The organism is Kribbella shirazensis, assembly GCF_011761605.1.
GTDB classification, from domain to species: Bacteria; Actinomycetota; Actinomycetes; order Propionibacteriales; family Kribbellaceae; genus Kribbella; species Kribbella shirazensis.
In genome coordinates, this window is sequence record NZ_JAASRO010000001.1 from 7,050,194 (window position 1) to 7,065,785 (window position 15,592).

Sequence of the window (15,592 nt, forward strand, 5' to 3'; positions counted from 1 at the left end):
CACGAACACGCTCGAGTGCACTACCCAAGCACCCGACACGTCCTGTCCAACTGCACCTCACTGGACCCCGCGACCCGCACATCCATCACAAGAGCAGGTCAATCTCTCAGTTAGCCGGCGCCATGAGCGTGACACCGCAAACAACCCCAACGTTCCTTGCCGGCACTAGCCCTTCGGGCCGAGGAGGTTCTCGAGGTCGTCGAGGACCTTCATGGCGCCGATCGGGCCGAGGCCGAGGAACCAGACCTCGTCGTTCACGCGGGCGACGTTGCCGGACTTGACCGCGGGGAGGGTCTTCCAGAGGTTGCCGTTGACAACCTTGTTCTCGTCGGTGGTGTCGGGCTTGCCGTAGCTGGAGTAGAAGACCCAGTCGCCGGCGGCCTGGCCGATGTTCTCCTGGGAGACCTCGACCGCGAGGTCCTCGACGTTCTGGATCTTCGGCCGCGGCAGGCCGACGTCCTTCAGGATCACGCCGATGAACGACTTGTTGCCGTACAGCCGGATCTCCCCGGGACGGAAGCGGACCAGCGAGATCGTCGGCGTACCCTCGACCTTCGACTTCACCTCGTTGGCGCGCTTCTGGTAGTCGTTCAGCAGCCCGGTCGCCTTGTCCTCCTCGCCGACCGACTCAGCGACCAGCAGGAAGTTCTCCTTCCACGGGAACCCGGGCCGGATGCTGAACACCGTCGGCGCGATCGCACTGAGCTTCTCGTACAGGTCGTTCGCCCGCAGCTTGCTGCCCAGGATCAGGTCCGGCTTCAGCGCCGCGATCGCCTCGAGGTTCAGCTCGCTGATCCCGCCGACGGTCTTGATGCCCTGGGCCTTGTCCGCGAGGTACGACGGGACGCCGTTCTGACCCGCGGTCGTCGCCATGCCGACCGGGGTGATCCCCAGCGCGAGGACGTCGTCCAGTTCGCCGCTGTCCAGTACGACGACCCGCGACGGCTTCTGCTCGAGTTTGGCCTCGCCGAGCGCGTGCTTCACGGTCCGCGGGAATGCTCCGGGCGCCGCGTCCGACCCGAGTTTCGCGGTCTCCGCGTCGGCGGTCCCGAACAGCCGCCCGCCGGTCGCCACTTCCTTGTCACCGACACCGGCGTCCGCGCTCTTGGTCTCCCCGCCACCACAGCCGGCCAGCACCAACACGCCAGCCAACACGACGATCCCAATCAGTTTCTTCACAGACGCTGACCCTACAACAACCATAGTTAGGTCCCCCTAACCAGCCCACCACCCAGCGCTCCGGCGACCGGCGACCGGCCGACCGGCCGATCGGGAGACTTTGTGCATGGTGTCCGTACGACGCGGCGGTCAAGGCGCGGATGTGGTGCACAAAGTGGTGCTCTGGCCGGCGGCGAGGGTGATGGTGCGGGTGTCGTGGGGAGTGAGGGCGATGCGGTGTGTTCCGGCTCGGCTCGCGTGGACGACAGCCTGCGTCAGCGCCCCGTCCCGCCAGGTCACGTCGAACGTCAGGCCGCCGCGCGCCCGAAGACCGCGGAACGAGCCGTCCGGCCACTCTGCCGGCAGTGCGGGCAGGATGCGGATCACGTCGGTGTGGCTCTGCAGCAGCAGTTCGGGGATGCAGCCGGTCATGCCGAAGTTCGCGTCGATCTGGAAGATGTCACCGTCGCGGTGCAGCAGGTTGTCCGACACGAGCCGGCTCAGGTAGTCCTGGATCACGGCGGAGGCACGGGACGGCTCGAACAGCCGGGCCCACAGTGCAACCAGCCAGGCCGCGGTCCAGCCGCCGTTCACGGCGCCCGCGGTCCGCAGCTCCAACGAGGCACGGGCAGCCGCCGCCCATTCCGGCGTACGCACGGGATCGATCTCGGCGCCCGGATACAGCCCGTAGAGATGTGACTGGTGCCGATGCCGCGGCTCGGACGGCTGCCAGTCAGTCGGCCACTCGTGCAGCCGCCCGTCCGGCGTCACCCGGATCTCCGGCAAGCGTGCAGCAGTTGCCCGCGCAGCCAGCGGCGACGAGAGGCCCAGGACGCGTTCCGCCTCGGTCAGGTTGGCGAACAGTTCGCGGATCAGCCAGATGTCGTACGTCGACGTGAGATCGACCGATGCCTTCTCACCGGACGGCAGCACGAAGTGATGCTCCGGCGCCGTCGACGGAACGAACTGCAGTACGCCGTCCCGATCCTCCACCAGCATCGCCAGCACGAACTCCGCCGCGCCCGCGATCACCGGATAGGCCCGCTCCCGCAGGAACTCGACGTCACCGGTGAACCTGTAGTGCTCCATCAGATGCGCCGTCAGCCACACCCCGCACGTCGCGCACATCGCCCAGACGGGATCGTCGCCGCCCTCACCCACCGGCCAGGTCGCCCGCCAGAGGTCCGCGTTGTGATGCGCGACCCATCCCGGGGCGTCGTACAGGATCCTCGCCGTAGCAGCGCCCGACTCGGCGAGACCTTCGAGAAGGTCGGTGAGCGGGTCGAAGCACTCGCTCAGCCCGGTGAGGTCGGCGAGCCAGTAGTTCATCTGGGTGTTGATGTTGTTGGTCCAGTCACTGGCCCACATCGGCCGCCGGTCCTGGTTCCAGATGCCCTGCAGATTGGCCGCCTGCGTCCCCGGACGGGAGGACGCCATCAACAGGTACCGGCCGAGGTTGAACGTCAACGCGACCAGGTCCGGATCGTTGCCTCCGGCAGCGACCGCCTTCAGACGGTCGTCAGTAGGATTGTCGACAACAGGACCGAGCTCCAGGGAAGCCCGGTCGTACAACCTCACATGATCCTCGACGTGCCGGCCGCGAAGCTTGTCCACGGCAACCGAATCCAGCACCGCGACCGCTTCCCCGAGAGCAACCAGAGGATCTCGCCCCGGCGACACCGACCACCCGGCGAACGTACTCGCCGCCGCCAGCACCACCGTCACCCGTGAGGCCCCGCGCACGGCAACACCCTCAGTCGACGTCGCCACCGAGCCGTCGGCGAACACCCTCAGCGCGACACCGAACCCGATACCGCGCCCGTCCTCGTACCGAATCGGATCCGCCGAATCCCGGTACTCGATCGTGAGCTCGGACGGCGCATGACCGACCACGCCATAGGTGCCGTCGGCCACGTCCACGCGCACCGGGTGCTGACTCTCCAACCCGACCAGCAGGTCGACAACAGGATTGTCGGCAATCAGAGTCCACACCAGCACCTGGTCCGGCGTGGACACGTACGTCTCACGGCGGAACCGCACGCCGTCGACCGTGTAGTCGACGGCGGCGATCCCGGTACGCAGATCCAAACTCCTTCTGAATTCCGAAGACTCCGTAGGCTCCGCAGCCTCCGCACCCCCACCGGCCGAGATCACCAGATCGGCCAGCGGCTGGTACGACTCCACCAACGGCCCCTGCAACGCACGGGTTCGTTCGGTGGCCGCCAACTGATCACCGTCCTCCAGCAACAACCGGCGTACGTCGGCCAGCACAGCCGGCCCGTCGGCGACGGTCAGCGACCGCGGACCGTCGCCCGACCAGACGTCGTCGAGGTTGAGCGCGATCCGCTCGTCGACAACCGCGCCGTACACCTTCGCTCCGAGATGCCCGTTGCCCAACGGCAACGCCTCGAACCAGTCCGGCGCAGGGGTGCGGAACCACAGTTCGTGGGACAACTACTTGCTCCCGGACTTGTACTTGTCGTACGCCTGCTGGTTGATCTCCAGGTACCGCGGCATGCCGGTGCTCTCGAGCCCCTTCACGTACGCGTCCCACTCGGTGTCGATGTTCTTCGAACCGGTGATGAAGGCCAGCTGGTTCTGGTTCACGTAGGTGTTCAGGTTGGTCTGCAGTGTCGCGAGCTCACCGCTCAGGCTCGGGTCCGGCCAGACCGAGGTCTGCGGGAACCACTGCGCCTTGTCCTCGTGCCCCTCATACTGCTTCGTGGCCTCGAACAGCCGCCGCTCCAGGCCGTCGCCGGAGTAGATGTCCTTCGGCACGACCTGCGAGTTCCGGAAGGCGAGCGTGATGTTGTACTGCGCCATCGCGTCCCAGGAGAGGTTCTTCGGCTGCTTGTCACCGGAGAACCGGTACCAGGCCGGCTGGCCGTCCAGCGCGATCTCACCGGCTTTGGGCTTACGCCAGCCGACGTTCTCGGGCCCCATCAGCGAGATCGCTCGACCCTCGTCGCTGTAGATCCAGTCGAGCATCTTGATCGCCGCAACGCGGGCCTCCTTGCTGGCCTTGTTGGTCAGCATGAACGTGTAACCGGTCGAGCTCGGGTAGTTGTACCCGGTGAAGCTCTTGCCCTCAGGACCGGTCAGCGGCGGCACCGCGTCGTACTGCTTGTCCCGCCCGTCCTTCGAGTCCAGCTGGACGAAGATGCCGGGCCACAGCACCGGCACCGAACCGAGGACGACGGCCTTGGGGTTGTTGCCCTGGGCCTGCAGCGCCTGGGCGTTCTGGGTGAACGCCGCCTGGTCGATCAGTCCGTCCTTGTAGAGACCGCGGATGTACTTCAGGCCTTCCTTCCACTGGTCCGACGTCACCGGCGTGACGACCTTGTCGCCGTCCAGGGTCAGCAGCGACCGGACGCCGTTGTTCGCGCCGACCGGGTCGTAGGCGAACGCGTTCATCAGGTACGCGATCAGGCTGCTGTCCTGGACGTCGGTGGTCATCGGGATCTCGTCGGCCTTGCCGTTGCCGTTCGGGTCCTTGGTCTTGAACGCCTCGAGCACCTTGCGCAGGTCGTCGGTGGTCTTCGGCATCTGCAGGCCCAGCTTCTTCAGCCAGGCGCTGTTGATCCACAGCTTGTCCGGATAGGTGCAGTGGAAGCAGTCCGACCACTGCGGCAGGGCGTAGATGTGCCCGTCCGGCGCCGTCGACATCTCCTTGAAGGTCTTGTTGGAGTCCAGCGCCTTCTGGATGTTCGGCGCGTTCTCCTTGATCAGGTCCTCGAGCGGCTGCGCGACGCCTTGCTGACCGAGCTTCAGCACCTCGGCCTGGGTGAAGCCGTCAACCCACGGGATCAGCAGGAACAGGTCCGGGTAGTCGCCGCTGGCCAGCGCGATCTGCCGCTTCTCCTTGGCCGGACCGCCGTCGAAGGTCGTGGTCTGCCAGCGGAACTGGATTTTGAACTTGTCGCTGACCAGCTTGGTGACCGCGTTGGTGTCCAGGTTGGTTCCGTTGGACGGGTCCGCCGGCGCGAAGGCGTCGATGACGACCTTGCCGTCGGCGCTGGTCTCGTTCGCGGCTCCGTCGTCCGACTTGTCGGAGCTGCACGCCGCCAGGGCGAGCACGCCGGCCGCGCCGAGCGCGACGACCTTGCTCACGGATGAGCGCATTTCTGTTTCCCTTCTGGAGGTGGGCGTCTCAGCCCTTGACCGCGCCGACCATCACGCCCTTGGTGAAGTGGCGGGCGACGAACGGATAGATGATCAGTACGGGCAGACTCGAGATGACGATGAGCGCGTACTTCAAGACATTGGCGAGCTGTTGCTGTTCGAGCTGCTGCGCCAGGTTCTGCGAGCCTGTTCCACCGAACTGATTCAGGATCAGCACGTTCCGCAGCACGATCTGCAGCGGGTACAGGCTGGGGTCCTTCAGGTAGATCAGGGCGTCGAAGTAGCTGTTCCACTGGAAGATCGCGTACATCAGCGCGATCACCGCGATCACCGGTTTGGACAGCGGCAGCACGATCGACCACAGGAACCGCAGGTCGCTCGCCCCGTCGATGGTGGCCGCCTCGTACAGCTCCTCGGGGATCGTGCTGCGGAAGAACGTCCGCGCGATGATCACCTGCCAGACGCCGATCGCGCTCGGGATCACCATCGCCCACCGGGTGTTCAGCATCCCGAGGTCCTGGACCACCAGGTACGTCGGGATCAGCCCGCCGGAGAACAGCATGGTGAAGATCAGCACGCTCATGATCACGTTCCGGCCGAAGAACGTCCGGCGCGACAGCGGGTAGGCGATCGCGATCGTCAGCGTGACACTGATCAGCGTGCCGCCGATCGCGTAGATGAACGAGTTCAGGTAGCCCTTCATGATCAGCGGATCACTGAAGGCTTCCTGGTAGGCGCGGATGCTCGGCTCGACCGGCCACAGCAGCACCTGGCCGGCGCTCACCGCCGACGGGCTGCTGAACGAGTTCGCGACGATGTAGACCAGCGGCAGCGCGACCAGGATCAGTGCGATCCAGAGCATGATCTTCACGCCGATCAGGAAGATCTTGTCGGTCCGGGTCTCCTCGATCGCGGTGCGCTGCGACGTCCCGGAGTCCGCCGTACGCCGGAATCCCTGCAAGGTGATGCTCATGACCACAGTCCGTTTCCGGTGATGCGCTTGGCGGCGAAGTTCACGCCGAGCAGCAGGAAGAGGTTGATCACCGAGTTGAAGAGCCCGATCGCGGTCGCCATGCTGAAGTCGGCGTTCAGCAGACCGGTCTTGTAGACGTAGGTGGCGATGATCTCGGACTGCGCGGTGTTCAGCGGGTTCTGCAGCAGGAACGCCTTCTCGAACCCGATCGACATGATGTTGCCGACGCCGAGCACCAGGATGATCACTGCGGTCGGCATGATGCCCGGCAGGTCGACGTGGCGGATGCGCTGCAGCCGGCTGGCGCCGTCGATCCGCGCCGACTCGTGCAGCGCCGGGTCGATCCCCGACAGCGCAGCGAGATAGATCACCGCGGAGTACCCCGTGGTCTGCCAGACGTCCGACCAGACGTAGATGTGCCGGAAGTAGTCCGGCCGGCCGAGGAAGTCGACCGCCGGTACGCCGAACAGCCCGATCGCGTCGTTGACGAACCCGAGCCGCGGCGACAGCACCAGGATCGTCATCGAGACCACGACCACTGTGGAGATGAAGTACGGCGCGTACGTGACCAACTGGACGATCTTCTTGAACCGCCCGTTGCGGATCTCGTTCAGCGCGATCGCCAGGATGATCGGGATCGGGAAACTCGCGAGCACCGTGTAGACCGACAACAGGAGGGTGTTCTTCACCAAGGTCCAGAACACGGGGTTCTGGAAGAACAGCTCGAAGTTGCGGAAGCCGACCCAGTCACTGCCCCACGGGCCCTTGATCGGGCTGTAGTTCTTGAACGCGATCACCGCGTTCGTGATCGGGACGTACTTGAAGATCACGAAGTACGCGAGCGGTACGACGACCAGCAGGTAGAGCTGCCAGTGCCGCCGCAGGCTGCGGCCGGCCTGGGTCCGGCGACTCGTTCGCGGTGGTTTCCGGACCGTCGGCCCGGCCGGCGGCGCCGGTGCCGCGGGCGCCGGTTTCACCTCGAAGGTTGCGCTCACTCCGCATCCTTTCCCTCACGCGCTGGAGTGGAACCGATATCCGATAGGATCTCGGGTTTCGCTATCCCGGAGGATGACACAGAATCCCTGGACAGCGGAAGAGTTGCCGACCGGGTCGATACCGGACGGTGACCGAAGTGCTCAGATCCCTTGCAGACAAGGGCTTTCCGGGTGTTGCCCCCAGCAACTACCGATGGGTGAACGACACATGATCCGATGGCTCGCCACCGGATCCGGGCACACATCGATCACACCCGGGGCCGCTCTGAGCCACCAGCCCCGGGTCGATCCACAATTTGTTTCTTGCGTTAACTATATGGCAGTCAACCCGGATCCGGCGGCCCGTGTCAAGACCCGGCCTCGGCGGCCACCACCATCCGAACTCCCCAGGTGGGGATAGTTGGCCGTATGGAGTTTGCGGACGGCAGGGCCTATGTCGACGGGATCGAGGTCGGGACGACCGGGATGCGGTGCTGGGACGAGGCGGACGGGACTCGGCTGTACTTGTTGACGGGTCAGGTCCACCTGGCGTACCAGGAGCGCGGGTACGGGCGGCGGGTGCTCGCGTGGCAGGAGGAGAGGGCTCGTGAGGCGGCGGCAGGCAGTCCGGGTACGGCGATGTTCGGGACGAATCCGGTGTCGGAGCGGGATGTCGCGCTGGTGCGGGCGGCGGGGTACCGGGTGGCGTTCACGCGGGTCCGGATGACGATGGAGCTGACCGGCTCCGGGAGGGTTGCGCTGCCGGCAGGCGTCGTACTGCGGCCTGCGTCGGAGGCGGATCATCGGGCTGTGTTCGAGGGGAACGCGGAGGTGTTCGGCGGGAGTTCGCTCGGGTACGTACAGGACTCGTTCGAGGAGTTCGAGCAGGATGTGGCTGACGACTTCCCGGACCACGGGCTCTGGTCGCTCGCGTGGGACGGGGACCGACTGGCCGGGTGGGTGGTCAGCGGGCGTGACGACACCCCGTGGGTCGGCGTACGAGCCGATTGGCGACGACGCGGGCTGGCGACGGCATTGCTCCAGGCCAATCACGCTGCGTTGTGGAAGTCCGGCGTACGGGCGGCGTCACTGTGGACCGTACTGGAGAACCCGACCGGGAGCGTCGCACTGTACGAGCGGGCCGGCTACCGCATCGTGGAGCGTCAGGAGCGCTACCGGAAGCCGATCGACGGCCGATGAGAAACCTGACCCGACCATCACGGGGGAACGGCCGGGCCAGGCATTACTGATAGTACCCCTGATCACCAACCGGGGTCGGCTAATTCGAAGGCGGACGCGCCGCGTCTCCCCTACCCTTTTCGCCATGCGAACTCGCTCCTGACAGCGCACCACCGCGGCGCCGCCGCAGTCCGTGCGCCACGCAAGCGTTTGACCGTGCTGGTCACCGCTTCGTCCTGCCCGCACGCCCATTGCAGGAACACGCTGCCAGGAGCAACGCACGATGTCTTCCTATCGGTCTGCCGACCCCACCCGGACGTACTACGTCTACAACGCCGCCTGGTCCTTCCTGTCCGCCCTGGCGTTCACGCTCAACCTCGTCTACTACGTCCGCGACGCCGGGCTCGACCCGCTCCAGATGGTCCTGGTCGGGACCACCCTCGAGCTGACCTGCTTCCTCTTCGAGATCCCCACCGGCATCGTCGCCGACCTGTACAGCCGCCGGCGCTCGATCGTGATCGGCTTCGTGCTCATCGGCGCCGGGCTGCTGCTCCAGGGCCTGGTGCCGGTGTTCCTGGCGATCCTCGCCGCGCAGGTTCTGTGGGGTATCGGCTACACGTTCACGTCCGGCGCCGACCAGGCCTGGATCACCGACGAGATCGGCACCGAACGCGCCGGCCGGGTGTTCGTCCGCACGCAGCAGTTCCAGCTGGCGGCGAAGATCGCCGGCACCGTGACCGCGGGTGGTCTAGGCCTGATCAGTCTGCCGCTGCCGATGGTGATCTCCGGCGCCGGGATGATGCTGCTCGCCCTGCTGCTCGCGGTGTTCATGCGCGAGCAGAACTTCCACCGCACACCGCGCGAGGAGCGGGAGACGTTCCGGCACATGGCGGAGACGTTCAGGCACGGCCTCGAGGTCGCGCGGCGGCGTCCCGTCGTACGGACGCTGGTGCTGATCAGCCTGATCGGCGGGTTGTCGAGCGAGGCGTTCGACCGGTTGTGGTCGGTGAAGATCCTGACGTTCACGTTCCCGGAGCTGTTCGGTACGTCGGACCCGGCGTTCTGGTTCACCGTCCTGGCCCTGATCGGGACGCTGCTCTCACTCGGTACGTCGGTGGCGCTGGACCGGCTCTCTCCACAGCGGCTGTCGGCGACGCACCCGACCGGGATTCTCGCGACGTTCGCGCTCCTGCAGATCGTCGGCGTGGTCGGCTTCGCGTTGTCCGGCAGCCTGTGGCCGGCGCTCGCGGCGATGTGGCTCAACACGATCGCGGGCACGCTCTCGTACCCGATCGAGTCCGCCTGGCTGAACCGGCACGTCGACTCCCGCTCGCGCGCGACCGTCATCTCGATGGTGTCGCAGGCGAACGCGGTCGGGCAGGTCGTCGGCGGCCCACCCCTCGGCGCGGTCGGCCGCTCGTCCCTGCGGGCGGCCCTGCTCGCGTCCGGCCTGATCCTGACGCCGATCCCGCTCCTCTTCCTGCGCACCCGGGTCCCGCTTTCCGGAAACAAAACGGCACATACCGCCACTTAGTTTCCGGAAGCCCGGAGCGCGATCCGACCGTGAGACATTGGTGTCTCATTTGAGCTATGATTGACTCATGGCTGTTGATCGGGATCAGGTACTGCGGGCCGCGGCGGGACTGTTGATGCGGAAGTCGTCGGCGACCATGGACGAGGTCGCCCGGGCGGCCGGGATCAGTCGCGCCACGCTGAATCGGCAGTTCGCGGGGCGGGACGCACTGATCCGGGCGCTCGAGGAGCTCGGGATCGCCGAGTGCGAGGCCGCCGTCGCGCGAGCCGCCGTCGACGACGGGCCGGTCGCCGACGCCGTACGGCGCCTGGTGCGCGAGCTGGAGCCGGTCGCCGGGCAGCTCGCGTTCCTGTACTCCGAGAACCAGCTGTTCGAGGGCGACGAGCAGAACGAGGGCTGGGATCGGCTCGACGCCCGCCTGGTCGCACTGTTCCGGCGGGGTCAGGAGGCCGGCGAGTTCCGGATCGACCTCAGCCCGGTCTGGCTGGCCGAGGCGCTGTACGGCCTGCTGGTCTCCGCGGCCTGGGCCACCTACGAGGGGCGGGTCGCGCCGAAGGACTTCACCTCGAACGTCACCGATCTGCTGCTCGGTGGCGCCGTACGGAGAGAGCAATGAAGCAACAAGCGGACGTCGTGACGCGTCCGGGACGCTGGCTCGCGCTCGGTGTGCTGGTGCTCGCCGTGCTGCTCATCGCGGTCGACGCGACGGTGCTCGGCCTCGCCACGCCGTTCCTGTCCGAGGACCTGAAGCCGTCGGGGACGCAACTGCTGTGGATCGGCGACGCGTACTCGTTCGTGCTCGCCGGGCTGCTGGTGTCGATGGGCAGCCTCGGCGACCGGATCGGCCGCAAGCGCATCCTGCTGATCGGCGCGACGGCGTTCGGCGCGGTCTCGGTGCTGAACGCGTACGCGCACACGGCCGAGCTGATGATCGTCGCGCGGGCGCTGCTCGGTGTCGCGGGCGCGACGCTGATGCCGGCCACGCTGGCGCTGATCCGCAACCTGTTCCACGACCCGCGGGAGCGCAGCGTCGCGATCGGGATCTGGGGCGCGGCGGCATCGGCCGGGATGGCGATCGGCCCGATCGTCGGCGGCGTTCTGCTGGAGAACTTCTGGTGGGGCTCGGTCTTCCTGATCAACCTGCCGGTGATGGCCGTACTGGTCGTCGTCGGCGCGAAGCTGCTGCCGGAGTCACGCAATCCCGAGCCGGGTCCGTGGGATCTGGTGAGCGTCGTGCTGTCGATGGTCGGGATGATCGGTGTGGTCTACGCGATCAAGGAGTTCGCGGCGCACGGCTTCGCGTGGCCGCCGGTGGTCGCGGCGCTCGTCGGCGCTCTTGCGCTCTACGGTTTCGTACGGCGCCAGCGTCGGCTGCCGATCCCGCTGCTGGACCTGCGGCTGTTCCGCAGTCGTGGTTTCAGTAGCGCCGTACTGGCCGATCTGCTCACGATTCTCGGGTTGTCGGGATTGATCTTCTTCCTGTCGCAGTACCTGCAGCTGGTGCAGGAGCGGCGGCCGATCGAGGCCGGTCTGGCGGAGTTGCCGGCCGCGATCGGGGCGATCGTCGCCGGTCTGCTCGCCGGGCAGGTGGCGCGGCGGTTCTCGGTGCGCGCGGTGGTCGCCGGCGGTCTGGCAGCGATCGGGCTCGCGCTCGCAGCGCTCACCACGATCAGCCAGGACACCGGGTATCCGTTGCTGGGCGCGGCATTGCTCGTCGTCGGGGCGGGCGCCGGGTTCTCCTTTACCGTGACGGCCGACGTGATCCTGGCCGCCGTACCGAAGGAGGAGGCGGGCGCGGCGAGCGCCGTGTCCGAGACGGCGTACGAGCTCGGCGCGGCGCTCGGGATCGCGCTGCTCGGGTCGATCGTGACCGGTGTGTACCGCGACTTCACCGGGCCCGCCGGTACGCCGGATGCCGCCCACGAATCGCTCGGCGGAGCGGTCGAGGTGGCCGCCCAGCTGCCACCGGAGACCGCCGCGGCGCTGCTCGACGCGGCGCGGGAGTCCTTCGCGGACGGCGTTTCGATCGCGGCCGGGGGCGGCGCCGCCGTCCTGCTCGCCACCGCGATCGCCGCCTGGTTCCTGCTCCGCGGGCAGCAACTCAGCACAGCCGGCGGGGACGAACACTAGGCAAAAAGTTTCCGTTTCTTCGATTACCTCTGGGAGATTCCGCCGAATCGGAGTACAAAGAAATCCTGTAGGTCTGTCCGCCCCTAGGCCTAGGAGGAATCTGTCATGGCCGGATTCAACGGCGAAGCATCCTGGTTCTGCTGCGGAAACGCATGGGGACCCTGTGCGAGCACCGGTCGCGGTGCCTGCGGCACGTGCAATTCCGGGAGTTTCCAGCACGCGTGGCCGAACACCTCGGACGCGTGCCTGTCCATCACCCGTCCGGACCGCTGTGGGTTCACCGGAATGTCCCGGCGTACCTGCGGCTTCCGGCACGCAACGACCAACCTGTGCAACGGAAAACGGGTCGTCACCTCGATCGCGGACTGCGGTCCGCAGACCGACCTGTTCTGCGGTGAACGCGCCTGCTGCGGCGGGACGTGTGCCGCGAACCGCCTCCTCGACCTCACGCCGGCCGCGTTCTCCGCGATCGCCAGCCTGAGCGCCGGTCTCATCCCTGCGAACATCGACGTCGGCTGAGGAGTGAGCTGAGATGACTGCAACGATGGACCGCCGCTCGCTCCTCACCCGCGCCGCCCTCGGTGCGACCGGCCTGGTCGCAGCGACCGCGATGGGTTCGCTCGCTCCCGAGACCGCGTTCGCGGCCGGTGCGCAGTTCCCCGACGCCGGCCAGCCGGACCCGAACTTCGCCGAAGGACTGATCACCGGCCGCAACCGGGATCTCCTGCAGGTACAGGGATCCGACGGCCGGCTGCACCGGATCCAGCTGACCGGGGTGACCAGCGTCTGGAAGCTCCGGCCGACCACGATCGACCAAGCCAAGATCGGCGACGGCCTGTACGCGCGGGGCGTGCTGCTCCCGGACGGGATCCTGGCCGCCGAGGCGATCTGGGTCAACATCGTCAACCTGACCGTCGCGATCACGTCGATCGGCCGCAGCGGCGTACAGCTCGACCACCACGGCCAGAAGGTCGTCGGGCACCTGCAGCCGGGGACCACCGCGGCCGTGTACAACGGCACGCCGGCGGTGTCGGACCTGTCGATGCTCAAGGTCGGCCGGCACGCCCAGGTGATCGGCGCCTGGCGACCGGGGACCAACGAGATCGACATCGCGACGATCTACACCTCGAACTGACATGGGCACCGTGGCGGCTGCTCAGCCGCTCTTGATCGGACTGCTCCTGCTCTGGTCGGCGTACGGCAAATTCACCGACCCGAAGCAGGCCGAACGCACAGCCCTACCGCGCCTGGTAGGCGATTCCCGCGCGAAGCCGACCTACCAAACCCTTGCCACCCTCGAGTTGCTCATTGCGCTCGCCCTCCTCCTACCACCTTCCTGGGCGATCGAGGCATTCGCCGCTGCCACACTGGCCGTCGGCTTCACCGCATTCCTCATCTACTCGAAGCTCGTCGTACCCGAGGCCTCCTGCGGGTGCATGAAGGCGTCAGCCAAACCCGTCGGCTACCGGGCGATCGCCCGCGCCTTGTTGCTGCTGGCAACTGCCGGGCTCGCGACCACGGCGGGCACCGGCTGGTGGTCCGCGGGCGCCGGTCTCGTCGTACTCGTCTTCGAGGCGGCCGCGTTCGCGATGCTGTCCGCGGAGCTCGACCGGTACTGGCTGCTGCCGCTGCGCCGCTTCCGGATCCGGCTCAGCCACCCGTACGCCGGTACCGCGTCCGACAACACACCACTCGCCGCAACCCAGCGGCGCGTGCTGCTCAGCCCGGCGTACCGCGCGGTCGACGGGATGCTGCGTTCCGATATCCACGACTACTGGGACGACGAGGACTGGCGGTTCGTGAGCTACGCCGCCAGGTACGACGGCCGCCGGGCGACCGCCGTCTTCGCCGTACCGCACCGGGACTCCACGCCTGAGTCCATCCGCGTCGCCGTCGTCGACGAGGAAGGCCTGACCGTGTACCGCCCGACCGTGCTGGCGACCACTGGCTAGCGACCGCCAGGCCATCACAATCACCCGACCGCCGCTCCCGTCACGCTTGTCGTGGCGGGAGCGGCGCGATTGTGATGGCCTGCAGATCCGGCTACGGCGTGGTCGGGCGGCCGAAGTCGGCGTACGCGGGGAGGCCTGTCGTGAGGGACTGCTCGGCGAGGGTCAGGCGGCGGGCCATGGAGGGGCGGAGACGGGGCGATGCTTCGGCGACGGTGAGGAAGTGGTGTGTCCGGGCCTCGGTGGGGTCGAGGGAGAGAGTCTCGTGGTCGAGGACGCCGCCGTCGAACACGAACGCCAGCGAGTCGGACCACGGGCCGTGGGCGGGCACCCAGTCGACGACCAGGAGGCGGCCGATCTCCAGGTCGAGGCCGATCTCCTCCTTCACCTCGCGGCAACAGGCCTCGTACGGCGACTCGTCGTACTCGACGATGCCGCCGGGGATGTCGAGGGTCGGCTTGTAGGTGGGCTCCAGGAACAGGATGCGCCCGGACCGGTCCCGGATCAGCGCGCCACCGGCCGCGGTCTTACGCGGCATGCGGGCGGCGATGCCCGGGTTGAACTCCTGCTCCGGCGCACCCTCGGCGGCGAGGTCCTCTTGTCGGTTCACCGGTCTAGTGTCGTCCCCGAAGGAGGTACTGCGATGCTTCGAGGACGATCCGCGAAGGGGCACTGGTTCGGGACGGTGATCGACGCGCCGGATCCGCAGGCGCTCGGGCTGTTCTACCACGAGGTGCTCGGCTGGGAGATCCACAAGAACGAGCCGAACGAGTTCGCACTGGTTGTTCCCGGCAACTCCGAGACCTACCTGGCGTTCCAGCCGCAGACGTCGGCGCCGTGGGCCCGCCCGGTCTGGCCGGCCGCCGACGGTCAGCAACAGATGATGATGCACCTGGACATCGAGGTCGGCGACCTCGACACCGCCGTCGAACACGCGGTCGAGCTCGGCGCCACGCTCGCCGACTTCCAGCCGCAGGACGATGTCCGGGTGCTGCTCGACCCGGCCGGCCACCCCTTCTGCCTGTATGTCGGGAGCTGATCGATCAGTTTTCGAGAAGCGGGCGGGGTGGACGGGCTCCTAGGGTTTGAGGTGTTCGCAGGACGACCGACCGAAAGGCACGCCGATGGCCACCACGAAGAAGAAGTCGTACGACGGGTTCACCGAGGAAGAGCGCGGCGCGATGAAGGAGCGGGCCAAGGAGCTGAAGGGCAAGGAGAACCCGGCCGAGGCGCAGGCGGCGAAGATCGCGGCGATGCCGGACGCGGACCGCGAGATCGCCGAGCGGCTGAACGAGCTGATCCCGCAGGTCGCGCCCGACCTCACCCCGAAGCTCTACTACGGCATGGCCGGCTGGGCCAGGAACGGCAAGGTCGTCTGCTTCTTCCAGGATGCCGCCAAGTTCAAGACCCCGTACGCCACGTTCGGCTTCAACCCGCCCGTCGTCCTGGACGACGGCGACTTCTGGCCGACCGCGTACGCGCTGATCAAGCTGACCCCGGCCGTCGAGAAGAAGATCGTCGCCCTGGTGAAGAAGGCGGTCGGCTGAGACGCGCGACCGGACCCGAGCCGACA

Annotated in this window: 15 protein-coding genes; 9 read left to right on the plus strand and 6 right to left on the minus strand. The window is 67.3% G+C overall.

Features of this window, described 5'->3' with window-relative positions:
* Nucleotides 1–165: 165 nt before the first annotated feature.
* The 5 genes from BJY22_RS33690 to BJY22_RS42065 all read right to left on the minus strand — a co-directional run bounded on the left by BJY22_RS33690 (nt 166) and on the right by BJY22_RS42065 (nt 7,248).
* Nucleotides 166–1,179: an ABC transporter substrate-binding protein gene (locus tag BJY22_RS33690; RefSeq protein ID WP_337759717.1), complete on the minus strand. Its 1,014-nt coding sequence runs from the start codon at nt 1,177–1,179 to the stop codon at nt 166–168.
* 129 nt (nt 1,180–1,308) lie between these two features.
* Nucleotides 1,309–3,612, minus strand: a complete 2,304-nt coding sequence (locus BJY22_RS33695; protein WP_167215110.1) for a glycoside hydrolase family 95 protein — start codon at nt 3,610–3,612, stop codon at nt 1,309–1,311.
* Nucleotides 3,613–5,280, minus strand: a complete 1,668-nt coding sequence (locus BJY22_RS33700; protein WP_167215113.1) for a type 2 periplasmic-binding domain-containing protein — start codon at nt 5,278–5,280, stop codon at nt 3,613–3,615. It abuts the gene before it with no gap.
* Nucleotides 5,281–5,308: 28 nt separating this feature from the next.
* Nucleotides 5,309–6,253, minus strand: a complete 945-nt coding sequence (locus BJY22_RS33705; RefSeq protein WP_167215116.1) for a carbohydrate ABC transporter permease — start codon at nt 6,251–6,253, stop codon at nt 5,309–5,311.
* Nucleotides 6,250–7,248, minus strand: coding sequence for an ABC transporter permease subunit (locus BJY22_RS42065; protein WP_167215119.1), 999 nt, complete (start codon nt 7,246–7,248; stop codon nt 6,250–6,252). Before BJY22_RS42065 ends, BJY22_RS33705 begins: the two co-directional genes overlap by 4 nt.
* A gap of 408 nt (nt 7,249–7,656) precedes the next feature.
* Between BJY22_RS42065 and BJY22_RS33715 the strand changes: the two genes are divergently transcribed.
* The 7 genes from BJY22_RS33715 to BJY22_RS33745 all read left to right on the plus strand — a co-directional run bounded on the left by BJY22_RS33715 (nt 7,657) and on the right by BJY22_RS33745 (nt 14,022).
* Nucleotides 7,657–8,427 carry a GNAT family N-acetyltransferase gene (locus BJY22_RS33715; RefSeq protein WP_167215122.1) on the plus strand — a complete coding sequence of 257 codons (771 nt, stop codon included), beginning with the start codon at nt 7,657–7,659 and terminating at the stop codon, nt 8,425–8,427.
* 262 nt (nt 8,428–8,689) lie between these two features.
* Entirely contained in the window at nt 8,690–9,940 is a 1,251-nt protein-coding gene (locus tag BJY22_RS33720; RefSeq protein ID WP_167215125.1) for an MFS transporter, read from the plus strand.
* A gap of 67 nt (nt 9,941–10,007) precedes the next feature.
* On the plus strand, nt 10,008–10,556 hold the full coding sequence (locus tag BJY22_RS33725; protein WP_167215127.1) for a TetR/AcrR family transcriptional regulator: 549 nt from the start codon (nt 10,008–10,010) through the stop codon (nt 10,554–10,556).
* Nucleotides 10,553–12,070 carry an MFS transporter gene (locus tag BJY22_RS33730; RefSeq protein WP_167215130.1) on the plus strand — a complete coding sequence of 506 codons (1,518 nt, stop codon included), beginning with the start codon at nt 10,553–10,555 and terminating at the stop codon, nt 12,068–12,070. Before BJY22_RS33725 ends, BJY22_RS33730 begins: the two co-directional genes overlap by 4 nt.
* 285 nt (nt 12,071–12,355) lie before the next feature.
* On the plus strand, nt 12,356–12,589 hold the full coding sequence (locus tag BJY22_RS42070; RefSeq protein ID WP_238350537.1) for an RlpA-like double-psi beta-barrel domain-containing protein: 234 nt from the start codon (nt 12,356–12,358) through the stop codon (nt 12,587–12,589).
* Nucleotides 12,590–12,602: 13 nt separating this feature from the next.
* Nucleotides 12,603–13,205, plus strand: a complete 603-nt coding sequence (locus BJY22_RS33740; RefSeq protein ID WP_167215136.1) for a cell wall protein — start codon at nt 12,603–12,605, stop codon at nt 13,203–13,205.
* 1 nt (nt 13,206) lies between these two features.
* Nucleotides 13,207–14,022 (plus strand): MauE/DoxX family redox-associated membrane protein, encoded by an 816-nt coding sequence (locus BJY22_RS33745; protein ID WP_167215138.1) that lies wholly within the window; start codon nt 13,207–13,209, stop codon nt 14,020–14,022.
* A gap of 91 nt (nt 14,023–14,113) precedes the next feature.
* On the opposite strand, the gene BJY22_RS33750 is transcribed toward BJY22_RS33745, so the two are convergent.
* A complete protein-coding gene (locus BJY22_RS33750) occupies nt 14,114–14,629 on the minus strand; it encodes an NUDIX domain-containing protein (protein ID WP_202891376.1) in 516 nt (171 codons plus the stop codon).
* Nucleotides 14,630–14,662: 33 nt separating this feature from the next.
* Here BJY22_RS33750 and BJY22_RS33755 point away from each other — a divergent pair, with 33 nt between their 5' ends.
* The gene (locus BJY22_RS33755; protein ID WP_167215141.1) at nt 14,663–15,058 is read left to right on the plus strand and encodes a VOC family protein; all 396 of its coding nucleotides are present in this window, start codon (nt 14,663–14,665) and stop codon (nt 15,056–15,058) included.
* 85 nt (nt 15,059–15,143) lie between these two features.
* The gene (locus BJY22_RS33760; RefSeq protein WP_167215144.1) at nt 15,144–15,566 is read left to right on the plus strand and encodes a DUF1801 domain-containing protein; all 423 of its coding nucleotides are present in this window, start codon (nt 15,144–15,146) and stop codon (nt 15,564–15,566) included.
* The last annotated feature ends 26 nt before the right edge of the window (nt 15,567–15,592 follow it).